Origin of the sequence: Providencia sp. PROV119 (genome assembly GCF_028482435.1) — a bacterium.
In the GTDB taxonomy this organism is placed as follows: Bacteria; Pseudomonadota; Gammaproteobacteria; order Enterobacterales; family Enterobacteriaceae; genus Providencia; species Providencia stuartii.
Map to the genome: position 1 here is coordinate 96,556 of NZ_JAMPQL010000008.1, position 17,539 is coordinate 114,094.

The 17,539-nt window shown below is 40.6% G+C and carries 18 protein-coding genes and 1 tRNA gene; 6 read left to right on the forward strand and 13 right to left on the reverse strand.

Features of this window, described 5'->3' with window-relative positions; translation table 11 throughout:
• Positions 1-18: 18 nt before the first annotated feature.
• The 7 genes from PSF11_RS09750 to PSF11_RS09780 form a co-directional block, all read right to left on the reverse strand.
• Positions 19-669 carry a DUF4310 family protein gene (locus PSF11_RS09750; protein ID WP_004925362.1) on the reverse strand — a complete coding sequence of 217 codons (651 nt, stop codon included), beginning with the start codon at positions 667-669 and terminating at the stop codon, positions 19-21.
• 2 nt (positions 670-671) lie between these two features.
• Positions 672-1,463 (reverse strand): DUF4311 domain-containing protein, encoded by a 792-nt coding sequence (locus tag PSF11_RS09755; RefSeq protein ID WP_014657591.1) that lies wholly within the window; start codon positions 1,461-1,463, stop codon positions 672-674.
• Between the two features lie 27 nt (positions 1,464-1,490).
• Positions 1,491-1,787: a DUF4312 family protein gene (locus tag PSF11_RS09760; protein WP_004925357.1), complete on the reverse strand. Its 297-nt coding sequence runs from the start codon at positions 1,785-1,787 to the stop codon at positions 1,491-1,493.
• Positions 1,787-2,152, reverse strand: a complete 366-nt coding sequence (locus PSF11_RS09765; protein ID WP_004925354.1) for an SFCGS family glycine-rich protein — start codon at positions 2,150-2,152, stop codon at positions 1,787-1,789. The genes PSF11_RS09760 and PSF11_RS09765 overlap by 1 nt, the downstream gene beginning before the upstream one ends.
• Positions 2,153-2,170: 18 nt before the next feature.
• Positions 2,171-2,509: a transcriptional antiterminator gene (locus PSF11_RS09770; protein ID WP_004925351.1), complete on the reverse strand. Its 339-nt coding sequence runs from the start codon at positions 2,507-2,509 to the stop codon at positions 2,171-2,173.
• Between the two features lie 648 nt (positions 2,510-3,157).
• On the reverse strand, positions 3,158-5,119 hold the full coding sequence (locus tag PSF11_RS09775) for a BglG family transcription antiterminator (RefSeq protein WP_004925345.1): 1,962 nt from the start codon (positions 5,117-5,119) through the stop codon (positions 3,158-3,160).
• Positions 5,120-5,302: 183 nt separating this feature from the next.
• Complete coding sequence (locus PSF11_RS09780; protein WP_072502769.1) at positions 5,303-6,004, reverse strand: pirin family protein; 702 nt, start codon at positions 6,002-6,004, stop codon at positions 5,303-5,305.
• Between the two features lie 136 nt (positions 6,005-6,140).
• Between PSF11_RS09780 and PSF11_RS09785 the strand changes: the two genes are divergently transcribed.
• Complete coding sequence (locus tag PSF11_RS09785) at positions 6,141-7,037, forward strand: LysR family transcriptional regulator (protein WP_004925339.1); 897 nt, start codon at positions 6,141-6,143, stop codon at positions 7,035-7,037.
• 94 nt (positions 7,038-7,131) lie between these two features.
• Here the strand turns inward: PSF11_RS09785 and PSF11_RS09790 are convergent, their stop codons facing one another.
• The 5 genes from PSF11_RS09790 to PSF11_RS09810 all read right to left on the reverse strand — a co-directional run bounded on the left by PSF11_RS09790 (position 7,132) and on the right by PSF11_RS09810 (position 9,688).
• Complete coding sequence (locus PSF11_RS09790) at positions 7,132-7,527, reverse strand: DoxX family protein (protein ID WP_004925336.1); 396 nt, start codon at positions 7,525-7,527, stop codon at positions 7,132-7,134.
• 231 nt (positions 7,528-7,758) lie between these two features.
• Complete coding sequence (locus PSF11_RS09795; protein WP_004925332.1) at positions 7,759-8,058, reverse strand: YqjK-like family protein; 300 nt, start codon at positions 8,056-8,058, stop codon at positions 7,759-7,761.
• The gene (locus tag PSF11_RS09800; RefSeq protein WP_004925329.1) at positions 8,051-8,449 is read right to left on the reverse strand and encodes a phage holin family protein; all 399 of its coding nucleotides are present in this window, start codon (positions 8,447-8,449) and stop codon (positions 8,051-8,053) included. The genes PSF11_RS09795 and PSF11_RS09800 overlap by 8 nt, the downstream gene beginning before the upstream one ends.
• Positions 8,450-8,454: 5 nt before the next feature.
• Positions 8,455-8,760 (reverse strand): DUF883 family protein, encoded by a 306-nt coding sequence (locus tag PSF11_RS09805; RefSeq protein ID WP_004925327.1) that lies wholly within the window; start codon positions 8,758-8,760, stop codon positions 8,455-8,457.
• A 259-nt stretch (positions 8,761-9,019) separates the two neighbouring features.
• The gene (locus PSF11_RS09810) at positions 9,020-9,688 is read right to left on the reverse strand and encodes a DedA family protein (RefSeq protein ID WP_004925324.1); all 669 of its coding nucleotides are present in this window, start codon (positions 9,686-9,688) and stop codon (positions 9,020-9,022) included.
• A 623-nt stretch (positions 9,689-10,311) separates the two neighbouring features.
• Between PSF11_RS09810 and PSF11_RS09815 the strand changes: the two genes are divergently transcribed.
• Both PSF11_RS09815 and sstT read left to right on the forward strand, forming a co-directional pair.
• A complete protein-coding gene (locus PSF11_RS09815) occupies positions 10,312-11,271 on the forward strand; it encodes a TerC family protein (RefSeq protein WP_004925317.1) in 960 nt (319 codons plus the stop codon).
• A 280-nt stretch (positions 11,272-11,551) separates the two neighbouring features.
• Positions 11,552-12,805 (forward strand): serine/threonine transporter SstT, encoded by a 1,254-nt coding sequence (gene sstT, locus PSF11_RS09820; protein WP_072502770.1) that lies wholly within the window; start codon positions 11,552-11,554, stop codon positions 12,803-12,805.
• Positions 12,806-12,889: 84 nt separating this feature from the next.
• Here the strand turns inward: sstT and PSF11_RS09825 are convergent, their stop codons facing one another.
• Entirely contained in the window at positions 12,890-14,911 is a 2,022-nt protein-coding gene (locus PSF11_RS09825) for an NADPH-dependent 2,4-dienoyl-CoA reductase (RefSeq protein ID WP_072502771.1), read from the reverse strand.
• Between the two features lie 249 nt (positions 14,912-15,160).
• Here PSF11_RS09825 and PSF11_RS09830 point away from each other — a divergent pair, with 249 nt between their 5' ends.
• From PSF11_RS09830 to PSF11_RS09840, 3 genes are all read left to right on the forward strand, one after another.
• Positions 15,161-15,757, forward strand: coding sequence for a GNAT family N-acetyltransferase (locus PSF11_RS09830; RefSeq protein ID WP_014657597.1), 597 nt, complete (start codon positions 15,161-15,163; stop codon positions 15,755-15,757).
• Positions 15,758-16,128: 371 nt separating this feature from the next.
• Positions 16,129-16,205 (forward strand) — tRNA-Ile (locus tag PSF11_RS09835).
• A 187-nt stretch (positions 16,206-16,392) separates the two neighbouring features.
• Positions 16,393-17,262 (forward strand): hypothetical protein, encoded by an 870-nt coding sequence (locus PSF11_RS09840; RefSeq protein WP_272682759.1) that lies wholly within the window; start codon positions 16,393-16,395, stop codon positions 17,260-17,262.
• The last annotated feature ends 277 nt before the right edge of the window (positions 17,263-17,539 follow it).

A 17,539-nucleotide genomic window follows, 5' to 3' on the forward strand; every position in this document is an offset into this window, starting at 1 on the left:
TTCTTTTTTATCATGAGGTTAGGCTGCAAGAGGGAAGAAATACCCAAATAGCATCGCCCCTAAAATTGCGCCACCTGCGACGGGTTTTTGCCATACATAGAAGATCAATGAACCAATTAGTGACCCAATACCAATTGGTATCGATGCAGCCATAGCGGCGAGGATAATCAAAGGCCCTAAGAAGCGACCTGAGGTATTACCAGCCCCCATCATGATGTCTGCACCAAAGGTGGAGTTGGCTTGTGCAATGGTAAATTTACGCGCAAAGATAATGATCAGGCCGATAATTAAACCAAGCACTAAACCTGTGACCAGTGAGATCCAGAAATTGGTAACTAAAATATCCCATCCGGCGGCAAGGAACAGTGCAGGAACACCGAGGCCTATCCCTGTTTGTAGTGCACCGCCAATATCTAAAATACCAACCAATGAACCTTCGATAATACGAGCAAATAGGAAGCTGGCACCAAATGCGGCGACCGCACCGTAAACCCCCGTATCTAAGCCGGCTTTTAACATTGCCACGAACGCAACTTCGTTAAATGCCCCGAACCCATAAACAACATACATATGAGTACCGGCAAAAATTCCAGCAGATAACAGTCCGACAAAGATTGGGAAGGACCACTCCGCGTACCAAAAATCTTGTTTGTTAATTTCAGTTGTCATGATTATTTCCCGCTCAATAGTCCATGGATGTATTCAAGCCACAGAGGTTTATCCAGATGGAAAGAGGTGATCATCTTCAAGTCAAATTCACGGAAGAAGCCACTCAAAACAAACAGCAATACGACAGTGATCATCATTGTGCGTGTCACACGGTTCCAGCCGTTATCATCAACGCCTTTACCGATCAGGATACCGAGGACTAAACCTGGGATAGCATTTCCCATAATCAGCTGAGCACAACCACCGAAAAGGGTTGCCCAGAAGCCAGAGCGTCGACCTGCATCCATAGCGGCTAGCCAGAAAATCACAGGCATCACTGTGTTAACCAACAGGTTTGCCGCAGGAACTAACACATTAATTGCGGTTGTTTGCAGCGCAGCAGGAACAGCAGAAGCGGTCGTATTTAAGAACGCGACGACTAAGGCCCCGATCACGGTACAGGCAATCGCCATTTTTTTCGGGTTATGCAGTGTTTCAGCCACATTACGATTTTTGGATAATAAAGCGGCTGCCCCCCAGTTAGGAATAATGCGGTGATCAACGTCTTGTGTGAATGCACCGGCGGCAACGGATGATGCCCATGCGTTGAAAAAGAATCCTAAACCGAATGAGAAGTGAGATGCGGGATCTCCTTCACAGGCATTAAGTTCCCCAAGTGTACGGAATGCCCCCATTCCTTGCACTGTAGGGGCATGGAACATACGAGCAGCCCCTGCACCAAGGCCAAAGCCACATAGGCCGCCGATGATGAGGGACATACCCAATATTTCTAAGAAAGATGCAGTTTCACTCATAGAAATGCCTCCAGACCTGAATTGTTTTTATTGTTCTGTAAATGGTATTTCGTTGACAGAAAGTAGGGTGACATCTAGCGAAACGTCGAGCACCACACGGAAATGTTCACGTTTACGCGGCAGAAAGACGAAAAGAAATTTTTCTGTCCGCGAGTGCGAGTGTGCACTTACAACGGCAACATCCTTAGGTTCGATTCGCAGGATTATGTCATTGCTCTCTTTTAGTACCGTGCGTTGAACCGAGTTCAGTGCATCAGCGATCGCTTTTTGCTTGCTGTCACCTTGCCCCGAGACTCGCACAACCGTTTCGATAGATTTCTTCATTACGCGTCGCCGTATTTTTTGATATAAGCTTTAACCAAGCGCTCACCTAATTCTTCTTTATCCATAAAACCGAAACCTAATACAGTGCAGCCTTCTGCAATGGCGGTTTCTCCTTCTTCAATTGAACGCATACCGTAACGTGCTTTGTAGCCATATTTGGTTTGTGCAGTGATGGCTCCAGCGCCGCCACTACCACAAAACGAGATCCCCAAATCAGCGTGTTCGGCATTCATGACATCACCTAGCTTCATATCAGCGGCAACGCCAGGTACAACAATCGCTTTGCCACCTGCTGCCTCTACACCTGCGGCAACTTTTTGGCCTTTCCCTAAACGATCTCCGATAGCAACAACAACTTGTTTCATAGTGATATTCCCCAAAAATTAATCATTCGAACGGATAACTTCAAAGTGAACAGAGAGTAAAAATGTCTCTTCTGGCGCTAATCCAGGAAGTGCATCGACAACACGTTGTGATAATGCTATCGAGTGCGCCGAAATCTCATCGAACAAACTGATATCGACTTCTGGTAACGCTTCACCCGTTTTTGCTCTCGCAACCATGGCTCTCAGATGAGACTCCAACATCTGTTGTTGTACATCGGTGGTGTAGCAATCTTCTTGTTGAAGCCAGCCACTAATGATGACCAACAGCTCCTGTGTTACTTCATCGATATCGAGGTTATCTTCCGACATCTTGAAAACGACAACTGATTCACTCATAACTGTTTAAAATCCAAGGTAATAATGCAATTAAACCGCTTTGTTCCTTCATGATGAATACCTTAGTCGGTTCTATAGGAGTTGTGCAGACATTGAATTTCCACTTGTAAGTGGAAATAAATTGGAAGGGAAAATAAGTGTAATGCGTATAAAAATTAAACCAACCGGAAATAAAATGGAAAATAACTCAATATTGGAATGTCTAAAATAAGCATAACTAAGTAATTTATTTATTAAATCTTTTGAAATTCAAATTATTAGCAATGTAATGATAGAACTGGAAAGGCGAAATAGCCGCTGTAAATAAAGTGGAAATCGAAAAGTGGAAATAGGTATAAAAGGGAACTGAGCATTTCCACTTAGAGAGATTAGTCCTGAAACAGGCGATTTTTGGTGAAAAACAAAATAACAGAATTGCGGTTATGATCACGCAAAATAGTCGATTCTTCCCTTTTCCGCTAACAAGTGGAAGCGAGCGATGATCTGCGTTAAAAGTTGCTGTAACCACAAAGATGTTGAACTCATTTCAGGCAATCGGAGGCCCTTGTGATTCGAGAGTAGGAAGCTACCGTTTTATCACACTGAATTTTTGCCTATCGTTTAATACGCAGTGAGATAGGCAAAGTGATTGATAAATCGAGCAAACCACTAGATACGCGCCAGACTGTCTTTCGCGATCACTTGGAATTCATTGAAATTTTTAACCGTAATCAGCCTACGGGTGGTTTTCTCTTTTACGAAGGTAACGAAAAGATCATAAATCGCCATAGCCTCCTCATAGTCAGCCTTGCTAATCGCCAATAGGAAAACCACATAGGCGTTTTCTTTCGTCTCTTTGTTCCATTCAATACCTTTAGGGGCAACAATCGTCACGACAACCGTTTTATTTGCCAATAATCCCAGTGAATGAGGAAGCGCAATTCCTTCGCCTAATAATGTAGAAACAATCGATTCGCGCTCTTGTAATGATGGATAAAAATCCGCAGTCACATAGCCATCTTGTTGTAATTTATGGCAAACCGTTTGGAATAATGTTTCTTGGCTGATTTTGTCATTAATCACCATAAAGTAGCGTTCATCAAAGAAGCGCTCAATAATATAGGGGCGGGTTTGATCTATCATGGCTAATTTGCCGATCTGCTCTAGTTGATAAGGCGTCGGAAATGGCGCTATCTTGATCACGGGTTTATTTTTTTCAGAAATACGAACGGTGGTGATCACAAAGTCTTCTTCGACTTCATCTAATGACTCATATTCTTGTAGAGTTAACCCTCGGCTAAATTTGAGTTGTGGAAACTCACGCATGATTTTTGATTCAACGACTCGAAATGTGGAATTTCCCGCATCGGTGACAACCAGCACTTCTGTCTGGCGAATAGAGCCGGCACCATAATTCCTTTCCAAACTAACACCAATGTGAACGGCAAGGTAACCAAGCTCATCTTCATTGATTGGATAAGGAAGTAATTGCTTACTTGCACTGGTCAGTGCACTGAGCGTGACATCATAGGCGAAAGGATAATATTGCTTGATATCACTTAACAAAGGGTTAGGGGTAATAATGTGATATTGCAGACGTGTCATCAGGGCCGCAATATGGGTATTGAGATCCTTTTTGAGTTTCTCATCATCACGTAAGTCATAATTATATAATTCATTAATATAATTAAGAATATATTCAACCAATTCATGATGATGATGATTTTTTTGTTGAGTAATATCTTGGTGGCCAATGCGCTGTGCGATGATTTGATCATGCAGATAGCTGAGTTCTGCACTTGATAGATCACTGCCAAGAAAATAAATAAGCCCTTTCGAAACTTCTTCACAGGCTTTACGTAGCGTCTCTTCACTATCATGATCTTTAACGACAGATGTGAGTTCATGGCCTCGAGTGATCCGCAAAATAGTGACAGCGCAATTAAATACCAGATATAGATGCCCTTCATTACTTAAACGAACATCAAAACGGTTCATACTGTTATGGAGAACTTTATCGATATAGGTCAAATCAAGGTTATCTAAACATTCAGGCTGGAAAATGGATAAGTCTTGATTAATTTGCTGTGAAAAGCGGCGCCATAGGGTTTCGGTCATGCAAGCTCGGATGGCCCACTCACTACCGTTAAGACGGATCCCTTGATGTGGAATGCTTTCTAATAAGATCTGGTATTTTTGTAGATGCTCTCTGACAACACTCATATCTTGCTGTAGCGTTCCACGGCTAATAAACCACTCTTCCGCGATATCGTCCAATTTTACGGGTAAAGAGAGCATCAATAGTTTTAGCAATAACGCATCAACACGCTCTTTACTGGTACGAGGAATACTATTTTCGACTTGGTTTTGCTGGGTAAGTTTAGCAAAAAGCGCTTCATCATCGACTTTTAAACGGTAACCATGGCCTCGCTCATAGAGGATATGAGCGCTGTAATTTTGTATGAGTGCATTTATCTCATTAATGTCAGAGCGAATTGTTCGGGTTGATACCGAAAAACGCTTAGCTAGCTCATCTTGAGGCACTACCTCATCAAGGATACTTGCAAAAATTTGATTGAGTCGCTGTTGAGTGAATAAAGCCACGAAAATACCTTCTCGACCTAAAACCATAAGCTCAATAGCCAAAATAGTTCTTTTATTTTGGCTGACTATGGATTGGACTCTATCATAAGCCTATCAACATACCGAGTATGGCAGATCATAAATTTGAGAATATCTTCGCAAAAACCGAGAGATTTTAAGAAATAGTGCACTTTTTGTATGGGCCAAAAAGGTCATTTGGCCCATTGAAGATCATGCACCGAGGTCAATGAGTAAAGCGCGCATTGATTTTGATGATGAGAGTGTTAGTGTATTTTCATTTTGAATAAATACACCATCATTACAACTCATTTCTATGGTTTCGCCATTTTCTGCTTGGAGAGTCGCTCCTCCACGAATAGATTGGAGATAAGCATTTTTCCCCTTAAGCTTAATATGTTGAGCACTTTCAGGCGTAATATTGAGCTGTGTAATCCAAATTTGTTGACGTAATTGAATGCTCTCATTTTCGCCATCAGGTGAAGCAACTAACATATTACTATCAGGCGGTAATTGAATTTTTTGGGCCGGATAGTACTCTTGCTGTGGGCAAGCATTTAGCCATAACTGCAAACGAGTTAACGGCTTATATGGACACATATTATGTTCACTGTAACTTAAATCAGGACGGGGTGAGAAACGAATACACTCGCCTTCACTTACATTGATTTTATTACCTAAACTATCGCGATATTCGGCACTTCCTTGTAGTATAAAGTTAAGAATATCGACATGTGGGTAGCTTTTAGGCTGAAACGCACTTTCAGGCGCAATAACTTCCTGATTGAGTACTCTTAGTGTCTTAAACCCCATAAAATCAGGGTCAAAATAATGGCCGAAGGAAAACGCATAACGTGCCTGTAACCAGCCATAGTCAGCCTTTCCACAGTGCTTAACTGCCCTTAATGTCATCATGGTGGCTAACCCTCCTTCGCTCGACAAAAATACACAAAAATTGATAAATTTATAGAGTTATCATAAATAGCTGGACGTTGAATTGTTAGCCAGTTAATCTGTTTACTTCATTCAAATTTCCTGAAAGAGATATCCCATGAGTAAAGAGAGAGCATTAACACTTGAATCATTAAGGGTGATGGATGCAATCGACCGGCGTGGTAGCTTTGCTGCTGCTGCTGACGAATTGGGCCGAGTGCCCTCAGCACTCAGTTATACCATGCAAAAGTTAGAAGAAGAGTTGGATGTTATTCTATTTGATCGTTCAGGACATAGAACAAAATTTACGAATGTCGGTAGGATGTTGTTAGAACGAGGTCGAGTATTACTTGAAGCAGCAGAAAAATTGACATCCGATGCAGAAGCGCTCGCTAAAGGTTGGGAAACTCACCTTACCATTGTTTGTGAAGCATTAGTTCCTGCGTATTACTTATTCCCGTTAGTGGATAAATTAGCTGAAAAATCCGAAACGCAACTTTCTATTTTAACTGAAGTACTTGCAGGGGCGTGGGAACGGCTAGAAAGTGGAAAGGCGGATATTGTTATCGCACCGGATATGCACTTTCGTTCCTCCTCCGAGATAAACTCTAAGTCGTTATACAGCGTTAACCATGTCTATGTTGCTAGCCCTGATCACCCGATCCACCAAGAGCCAGAGCCGCTGTCAGATACGACACGTATTAAATATCGAGGTATTGCGGTGGCCGATACCGCACGTGAACGGCCAGTTATTACAGTACAGTTATTAGATAAACAGCAAAGATTAACGGTCTCCACTATTGAAGATAAGCGTAGTGCGCTATTAGCAGGGTTAGGTGTAGCAACGATGCCATATCCAATGGTAGAGCAAGATATTCGTGAAGGGCGCTTGCGTGTAGTCAGTGCAGAATATAGCCATCAGACGAATATTATTATGGCGTGGCGCAGAGACAGTATGGGTGAAGCAAAATCGTGGTGCTTACGAGAAATACCTAAATTATTTGCTAATAAATAAAGAGTAAAAAAGCACCTCTATATAGCACTATAGAGGTGCAACCAAATTCGGTTATCAATTTATCAAGTAAAGGTTAATGATGAAAAAGCAACTTTTACCATTTTCTATTCAATAAATGGTCAATACTAAATTTACCAGGGCCTGTGACTGCCAGTAATAAAAAGCCACCTGCAATAGTCATGTTCTTCATAAACATCAAACTATTTGGCTCTACACTGAAATTAATGTGGAAGAGCAGGGATGTTAATACACAAAAAACAGCAGTAAAAATAGCCACTGTTCTGGTGAGGAAACCAAAAAGCACAGCAAGCCCGCCACCCAGTTCTAATAAAATAGTCAGGGGAAGTAAAAAGCCGGGAACACCCATCGCTTGCATATATTGTTGAGTGCCTGCATAAGCGTCACCTAACTTACCATACCCAGCAACAATAAACAGAATCGGCATCATAATGCGGGCAAGTAATAGCACGCTATTTTCTAAATTTTTCATTAAGATTCTCCAGCTAACTAGGTCAGCAAGTGTCAATAAAATGAGATACACATCGCGATATAAATTGTTTTTTTAGCATTAAATGACAAGAAATCACCTAACGACGCTATGGTAGTGATTTGCTGGTTCAATAAAAAGCAAAGGTTATTAACAAAGATGGACAAAAATATTGAATAATGGCAGGGAGAGGAAACCTGAAATGGTCAGATTTCAGGTTTGGAGCAGAGTAGGTTATTTTTTACCCGTATTAACAACGCCTTGGAGGGTTCGCACTAAACTCCAAGCGGCAATCGCTTTTTTGCCTAGGGAAAAAATACGCTGAGGCCGTTTAATGGTATAAAGAGAAATAAGACCGGCAGCGGCAACAAAAATAGGCCGGAAGGTGACAAAGATTTGCCATGAGCGATCGTAAGGCTCTGTCATCTGTAACCAATCTTTGGAAGCCGCAGAGAGTTCAGAACGTTGTTGCTCAATTTGTTTGATTAAACGCTGTTTCTTTTTAACCAATAATAGGCGCTTGCTTTTATTCATCTTTTGACCCCATTAACGCTTTAGAATCTTCCTTTAACTGCTCTCGAGTTGCGCCGAGTAAGGTCGATTGTCTCGCTTTTTTTAAGGTCCAAATTGCGCCAATAATAGCGAGTAATATTAAAACGCCTGTAGTAATCGCAAGGGCTTGATAGCGATAAATAGGATCAACTGACCAAAAGATCAAACCAATGAGGCACATTAGACCAAAGGCAGTAAAAAGTAGGGTGATACCCGCCATTAAAATGAGTTGAATAAGAGTGGTTTTTTCTTCCTCTAATTCAACTGCGATTAATTGGATCCGAGTTTCCACCATTTGCACGGCGATACCGGCGATGCGTTGTAAGGTATTAAGGACCCCTTTTCCGGGGCCCTGACGCTCTTGTTGTTCCATAAAAATTAACGCTTAGCGAGTAATACGCCAAGAACGACGCCAACAGCAGCACCGATACCGATGCCAGTCCACGGATTTTCGCGCACATAATTATCCGCACGACCCGCGATTTCTTTTGTTTGCTCGGTGATTTTATCACCCGCGTTGCTCAGTTTGGCGCGTGAAGCGTGTAAGGCATCTTGAGCTTTTTGCTTCAGGCTGTCTATTTCTTCTTTCGATTTGTTTCCAGTATCGTTTAGCATCGCTTCGAGAGAGTCAGCCAGTGCTTTTAGTTCTGCGCGTAGATCTTCTGATGAGTTATTCGATGACATATGGAACCTCCTATCAATAGAAAAATATAGTTAGCAGCTTTAACAATAGCTATTTTTACAGTAAGTGCAATGAGGAGAGGGGGAATTATTGATTAAATTAATGTAAAAGAATGTTTTATTTCAAGTAAGAGAGAATAATATTATGTTTATGTTAAATAAAAAACGAATTTATATCCAAGATGGATGCTCTAATAAAGATGTATTTACTGTCAGAGAGAATAAACGAGAGGCGTAATTTGCCTCTCGCCTCGTGATGTGATCAGTTAACTTTTTTTGTGGAAAGTTTTTTCTTAATGACGACGGCAATACTTCCGATAAGACCAATGATAAGTAGGCCGACAGGGATCAGCATCAACACGTTCATAATATGCTGTTCATACTGTAGAAATATTGGGCTTTTCCCAAAACCAAAACCAATAGCTGTTAAGATTAAGACCCAAAGAAGACCACTTAGCCAGTTAAATATTTGGAAGCGGCCATTCTGTAGCCCTGCTAGACCAGCAATTGTAGGCAGGAGCGTCCTGACAAAAGCTAAAAAGCGACCAATCAATAATGCTGCTAAACCATGGCGATGGAATAAGCCGTAAGCACGTTGATGATAATGCTCAGGAAGATGGGCTAGCCAACCTTTCACCAGTTTCGTGTTGCCAAGCCATCGACCTTGAATATAACCAACCCAGCAACCAAGGCTAGCGCCCGCAGTCAAAATAACAATCGTCAATGGATAACTTAGTGTACCTTTTGCTATGAGAACACCAACGAGGATCAATAAGCTGTCACCTGGTAGGAACGCGGCAGGGAGAACCCCATTCTCAAGAAAAAGAATAGCGAATAACATAAGGTAAATAGCCCAAACCAACGTAGGGTTGGAGAGCGTGACATAGTCTTGATGCCAAAGGGCAAAAAATAATTCTTTAACTAATTCCATTAATGTTTCCTAAACGGCAATAACAGCAACAATTTTATTGTTGGGTAGGGAGACATGGATTATGCGAATACCTAAGTGAAAAGTCATGTTTCCTCAGGCTGTTAGTTCAAAGCCTCTCCACTTTAACAAAACAAAAAATAACTAAACAGCGAATTCTCGTTCTATTTTTAGAATTCATTTAAGTTTTGCGGAAAAACGCAATCTTCTTCCTCGCGTTTTTTCTACAATAAATGGTGTGAAAATGGGCTTTACCAAGATGTTTCTTGACAAAAATGGTAAAAAAAGGTGTTTCCTTATTCAATAGTCTTTAAATATTTTTACTCAAATTATACCTATGGATTATTGATTTTTAGGACTAATTACCCTAATTTATCAGTCATAGCAAAGGGGAGTAACTTCTTCTTGTCGGTTTATCGTCATTACGGTGCTCATCATATTGCACCCGGTAGCCGAGCACCACAATTTCCTAACCTAGGATTATTGTGTTGTAAGTGAGACCTTGCCAGAAGGCAAGGTTTGCTCATCGTTTACAACCAAAAGATAGTCACTCTAGGTTAAAAACAGTTAAGCGGCTGATGCCTTCTGAGGTGTCAGCCGTTTTTTTTTGTAATTAAGGAAATTATATGCACTCTGTTGGTAGCCCTATTTTATGGGGAAGTTTCGCGGTTATCATTCTCATAATGTTGCTTGTTGACCTATTATGGCAAGGCAAACATAAAGACCAAGTTATGTCGATGAAACAAGCGGCGATTTGGAGCACGGTGTGGGTGACGCTAGCATTGATGTTTGCTGGGGGATTTTGGTGGTATCTCAAAGATACGGTAAGCCTTGAATTTGCTAATAGCCAAACAACGGCTTTCTTAACGGGTTATGTATTAGAGAAAGCTTTAGCGGTTGATAACGTATTTGTGTGGTTAATGTTGTTCAGCTATTTTGCGATCCCAGCGAACCTACAAAGACGTGTTTTAGTTTATGGGGTACTCGGTGCGATTATACTGCGTACCATTATGATCTTTGCAGGCAGTTGGCTCGTATCTCAATTTAGTTGGATTCTTTACATTTTTGGCCTGTTCCTTCTCTTTACAGGTATCAAAATGGCTTTTACAAAGGAAGATGACTCTCCAATTACCGATAAGCCCTTGGTAAAGTGGGTTCGTTCTCATTTACGCATGACTGATGAATTACACGGTGAAAAGTTTTTCATTAAACGAAATGGGTTACTTTTTGCTACACCACTTTTTTTAGTCTTGATCCTTGTTGAAATCAGCGATGTGATTTTTGCGGTAGATAGCATTCCCGCTATTTTTGCTGTCACCACGGATCCGTTTATCGTATTAACCTCAAATCTTTTTGCTATTTTAGGCTTACGTGCAATGTATTTCCTACTGGCTGGGGTCGCTGAAAAATTCACTATGCTTAAGTACGGTTTGGCGGTGATTTTGACCTTTATCGGTGTGAAAATGCTTTTAATGGATATTTATCACATTCCAACGATCATCTCTTTGGGGACGGTTGCAACAATTTTAGTCGCCACTTTAGTGATTAATGTTATCGTTAATAAAAGAAACGCTTCTAACTGCTAATCTTTCACTGCTTAATTAATAATTAACTCAAGCACTCGGCATAAAAATCGAGTGCTTTTTCTCTTTAACAGACTGAAAAATATCATAGATTTCTCAGTTTCCTATCCTACTATAAGAAACAAAATACAATTAGGATCACAGATATGTAAATATATTGTTAAAATAAAAAAATTATTGTCTATATTTAAAATAATCGCCTTTCCATAAGGTATTTATTCCTTATACTGGCAGAGCAAACACATTTAATTCCTAATAAAGATAAATAATGTATGGGTCTCTTATGGAAACAAACAAAACAGGGTTATGGCAGGTTATTATGAGCGGTAGCTTAGTTAAGCAAATACTCGTAGGCCTGATCGCAGGTATTTTATTGGCATGGTTATGGCCATCAGCAGCAAAAAATGTTGGGTTATTGGGCGATTTGTTTGTTAGTGCGCTAAAAGCGGTTGCTCCTATACTCGTTTGGGTACTGGTCATGGCATCTATTGCGAATCATAGCAAAGGGCAAAAAACCAATATCCGTCCTATCTTAGTATTGTATATATTAGGTACGTTCTTCGCGGCGTTGGTAGCCGTTATTGGTTCTTTTATATTCCCATCCAGACTGGTATTAGCACTCGGTGATACTCAGTTAACACCTCCTGGAAATATTGCAGAAGTGCTTAAAGGCTTGTTAGTGAATATTTTTGCTAACCCAGTCGATGCATTGATCAAGGGGAACTATATCGGGATCCTCGCATGGGCGATTGGTTTAGGTATCGCTTTACGCCATGCTAGCGAGACGACTAAGAACCTGATTCAAGACTTCTCAGAAAGTGTGACACAGCTTGTTAGAGTGGTGATCCGCTTAGCGCCTCTTGGGATTTTTGGTCTCGTTTCTTCAACAATCGCAATAACAGGTTTTGCAACATTAAAAGGCTACTTCCATGTTCTCGCTGTGCTTATTGGTTGTATGCTGATTGTGGCATTAGTTGTTAACCCTCTGATTGTATATTGGAAAATTAAACGTAATCCGTATCCACTCGTTTTCGCATGTTTACGTGAAAGTGGTGTAACCGCCTTCTTTACGCGTAGCTCTGCTGCAAACATTCCAGTGAATATGGGGATGTGTCGTCGCATGAATTTGCATGAAGATACCTACTCGGTTTCTATTCCTCTGGGTGCGACGATCAATATGGGCGGGGCTGCGGTTACCATTACAGTACTGACCTTAGCGGCAGTGCATACTTTAGGGATCCCTGTTGATATTCCGACAGCGCTCTTACTGAGTGTGGTTGCTGCGGTTTGCGCATGTGGTGCTTCTGGTGTTGCGGGTGGCTCCTTACTGCTCATTCCATTAGCCTGTAACATGTTTGGTATTTCGAACGAAATCGCTATGCAAGTAGTTGCTGTTGGGGTGATGATTGGTGTGCTGCAAGATTCAGCAGAAACAGCACTTAACTCTTCGACTGACGTACTATTTACAGCAGCGGTTTGCCTTGCTGAAGATGAGAAATTGGCTGATCCTACAGCGCAATTATCACAAAAAGACTAGTTTAGTCTCGATAAATATCCATAGAAAAACCCGCTGACGGATAGCGGGTTTTTTTATAGGTTAGCATTATAAATATGGCGCTTTTTATAGCTGATAGGCTATTTTCATTCCTTGTTCAATTGCTCTTCTTGCATCAAGCTCAGCAGCGACATCAGCGCCACCAATGACGTGAGCTTGAATCCCATGCTCTGCGAGAGGCTCTTTTAATGGGTGATATGGCTCTTGGCCTGCACAAAGAATGACATTATCGACGGGGAGGCAATGTATTTTATCTTGATAGCGAATATGCAAGCCATCATCATCAACTCGCATATATTCAACACCATTAAACATCTGCACGCCACGCTTCATGAGTGATAAACGATGAACCCAGCCTGTGGTTTTACCTAGCCCAGCGCCAACTTTACTGTTTTTGCGTTGTAACAAATAGAGTTGGCGAGAAGAGGGGATAGGATGAGGAGATTGGCTCAATATTCCTCCGGTCGAATTGATGCTGGTATCAATATTCCACTCTTGATTAAATAACGATATATTCAAACTGCTGCTTGGGCCTTTTTGGCTTAAAAACTCAGCAATATCAAAGCCAATTCCCCCTGCACCAATGATAGCAGCCGAACGGCCTACCAAGCGCTTTCCAGTTAGTACATCAATATAGGAGAGTACCTTCTGGTGTTCACGCCCTTCTAGATTAATGGTTCTGGGCACAACCCCCGTTGCAATAACAACTTCATCGTAACCAATAAGGTCACGAATATGCGCTTGATGTTCAAGCTTGACTTCAATATTTAGAATTTCCAGTTGGCGGCAGAAATAGCGGATTGTTTCGTGGAACTCCTCTTTTCCGGGGATCTGTTTAGCCATATTAAATTGGCCACCAATTTGATTGGCTTTTTCAAATAAAGTCACTTTATGACCGCGCTTGGCTGCATAAATGGCACAAGAGAGTCCGGCAGGGCCTGCACCAACAATGGCTACTGTTTTTATTTGTGTCGCCTGTTCATCGGGATAATTCAATTCTTTTACGGCCCGAGGATTCACTAGGCAGGTAGCGAGCTTGCCATTAAAAATTTGATCAAGGCAGGCTTGATTGCAGCCAATGCAAGTATTGATTTCATCAGCACGATTTTCTTGTGCTTTCCGAACAAATGCTTCGTCGGCAAGGAATGGGCGAGCCATCGATACCATATCCGCTTGACCTGAACTAATGATCCGTTCGGCAACAAAGGGATCGTTGATCCTATTCGTTGTGATCAAGGGAATGGTGACTTTTCCCATTAATTTTTCTGTTACCCAGCTAAATGCATGACGTGGTACTTGTGTTGCAATAGTTGGGATCCTCGCTTCATGCCAACCAATACCTGTGTTGATCATTGTTGCGCCAGCTTGCTCAATCGCTTTCGCTAAATATTCAATTTCTTCCCAGTTGGAACCTTCCTCTACGAGATCTAACATTGAGAGGCGATAAATAATGATAAAGTTTTCACCCACTGCCTGACGGATTTTACTGACAATTTCGAGAGGGAAACGGATCCTATTATCGTAGCTTCCTCCCCATTCATCAGTTCTATGGTTTGTGCGCTTGGCGATAAATTGATTAATAAGGTAGCCTTCTGAGCCCATTATTTCGACGCCATCATAGCCTGCTTGCTGTGCGAGTTTTGCTGTGGTGACAAAATCATTAATCGTTTTATTAATTTGTTCTGTTGTGAGAGCGTTGGGGGTAAATGGAATGATCTCAGCTTGGATGGCACTAGGGGCAACAATATGAGGATGAAAACCATAACGACCCGCATGTAAGATCTGCAAAGCAATTTTACCGTCAGCGCTGTGTACTGCTTGGGTGATTTCTTGGTGAAAAGGCAACTGTTCCGGAGTATTGAGCACCGCGCCATGAGCGGTTAAGGCACCTTCTTTATTTGGTGCGATCCCTCCTGTAATTATTAAGCTAACACCATTTTCTGCGCGTAACCGATAAAAATGAGCCAAACGCTGGCTTCCTTCCGGATGTTCTTCAAGCCCCGTATGCATGGAACCCATTAAAATACGGTTTTTTAGTACTGTGTGCCCCAAATTCAGTGGGGTAAAAAGATGTGGAAAATTGCTCATATTTTTGCTCCCCTGCGGGGTTTTATTAACAGGTCAGATGAGTTAACTCTAGCGCAATGATGGGAACAATAGAAAAATATGTTAAAAAAATGTGATATTTATCATATGATTTATTGGTAAATTGCAGGTAGTCTAGGTCGGCACAGGCGATTTTATTTTTTTGTCATAATTGGCGTGTAAAACAGGGTGGCTATTAGGGAACTTAACCAGTAAAGCTATTTTACCATTGTACGAAAAAGGATGGTTACGATGAAAACGATTTGCGAGGCTATAGAACTTGAAGGGGGCTTTGTAAAACTGGAGCTGCTGTCCCACCAATATGACTCTGAGTTTATGGAAATTATTCAACGAGATAGTTTACATAAACTATGGTATACCTCAGTACCTGAACCAGAAAACCTTGCTAAAGATGTTGAACGGCGTTTAAAGCTATATCAGCAACAAGAAATGTTACCCTTTGCAGTGATGAATAAAAAATCAGGTAAAGCTGTTGGGATGACCGCCTACAATAAAATTGACCAAGAGACTCGTCGAGTTGAAATTGGTGCAACCTGGTATAGTCGAGAAGTTCAACGAACTGCAATTAATACAGAAGCGAAATTCTTGTTACTCCAACACGCGTTTGAAACCTTATCTTGCGTTGCCGTGGAATTTAGAACCCATTTTTTAAATCAGCAAAGTCGAAGGGCGATAGAGAGACTGGGCGCTAAACTTGACGGGGTACTAAGAAGTCATATGTATACTCGTACTGGTGAATTACGGGATACCTGCGTATACAGTATTATTGCGTCAGAGTGGCCATCGATAAAACACCATCTACAGTGGCAATTGGAGAAACCTCGCTAGTAGCCATTCGCTGAGTTTATAAAAAATAAGTCTCTGTGATTAATCAATAAGAGAGGTTGGTTAATCGGTGCTGTTTTCTGTTTAAGAAATAGTCATTATCAATTAAATCGTTTGATTTTTATATAGTTAGACTAATTTTTTTGATTTTTTATGCATAGCATTTGGTTGTTATCAGTGCTGAGTTGTAAAAATACTTGTTTAAAAGGCAGAGGGAAGAGGGATAAATGCGGCTCTTTGAACAAGAGTTATCATTTTGAGTAATGATATCTTGCTGAATGATAAAGCAGAAAATGGAATTGCGTAGAAAATCACCATACAGTTTTGAAAGACTAGACCTGAGAGAAAACAGCACGTATAATCGCTTCCACTTTGGCCCCTTAGCTCAGTTGGTTAGAGCAGTCGACTCATAATCGATTGGTCACTGGTTCAAGTCCAGTAGGGGCCACCAAATTTTAGCTGTTAAATCAGCGCATTAAGCCACTTTGAAAGAAGTGGCTTTTTTGTATCTGAAAGATAATGGCGACAAAATGGCGACAGAGATTTTCGCGGTTATTACCAATTTCGTTTTCTTCCCCTGCAGTTGAGTGCTATTGAATCTAGAATGTGATAATTTGCTACAAACTTAGGAGTAATCAATGGCTGATCCTTTAGCAACGGTTTTAACGCATTTAACTAATTTAGTGTCCTTCAAATCATCTTTAAGGTTACTAATTATAGCGGCTTCAATTATTTGTAGTTGGGTATTCATTGAACCCAGTCTAAGCCCATTTAACTTACCAAGTGAATTATCTCTTACTTTAATAACAGTAATAGGCTTTTCATTAGGCGCATTAGCATCTTCAATATTATTTAGCTCATTAGGCTTGGTTATTAATTATACGAAAAGCAATATCAGTGCTAGAAAAAATAAATTAGAGCTTCAAAATCAAGCAATTAAAAAGGAGAATGCTGACAGGCGAAAAATAGAGTTAATTAGGAGCAGCTTCGATGATTATTCTTATTCTGCTCGTAATATATTATTAAAACTAAAAGATAATGACTGCACTATAGCATTAGATTCATATCGAGATTCTGAGCATAACCAAGCTTTCCTAGGGTTACTTGAAAGCAAGATAGTGCTGCCTGAACATAGGTTAGATAAAAATACTACTTTTTGCACAATTAACCCTCTTTACAAAAAAGTTATAAAACAATTATTTGAAGAAAAACACCGTAAAGATGTTGAAGCATTATTCGATTTGAATCCAGACGGGTTTAAGGGGCTAATAAAAAAATTCCAAAACTTAACCTATAAAGAAGAACATATCTTCAATATAGCTTATTTTATGTATAACAACAGGTATAACTATACTCCTGTCATAAAGCATGAACTATATGAACTAGGAGAATTCATCGATAACTGCAATATTCAATTTTATATACCTGAGCATTATTATCCATTCGTATGTGAAAAGATGGGAGCAGAAATAAGGAGCTATGTGCTTGGTAAATATAGCGAAGAGTAGGTTATGAAATGATGTGGGTGATAGCTATCTTTACGTATATTTATTGCCCTTTTGAAATTATACGGCTAATTTTGCGATCCAATCAAATCCACGTAAAATAGAAATTTCTTTTATCTTTCATTACGTTGCGTCTTTATCTCAATCCATTTAGTGATCCAAAACTGAAATCCCTTGAAATTATTTTCACACATTTCAGTTTAAGATTTTCGGCAACTCCCTAGTACTGGCGCGGCTTGGCGATATGTTTTGTAGAATTTCAAAACTGAAATAAAGTTTA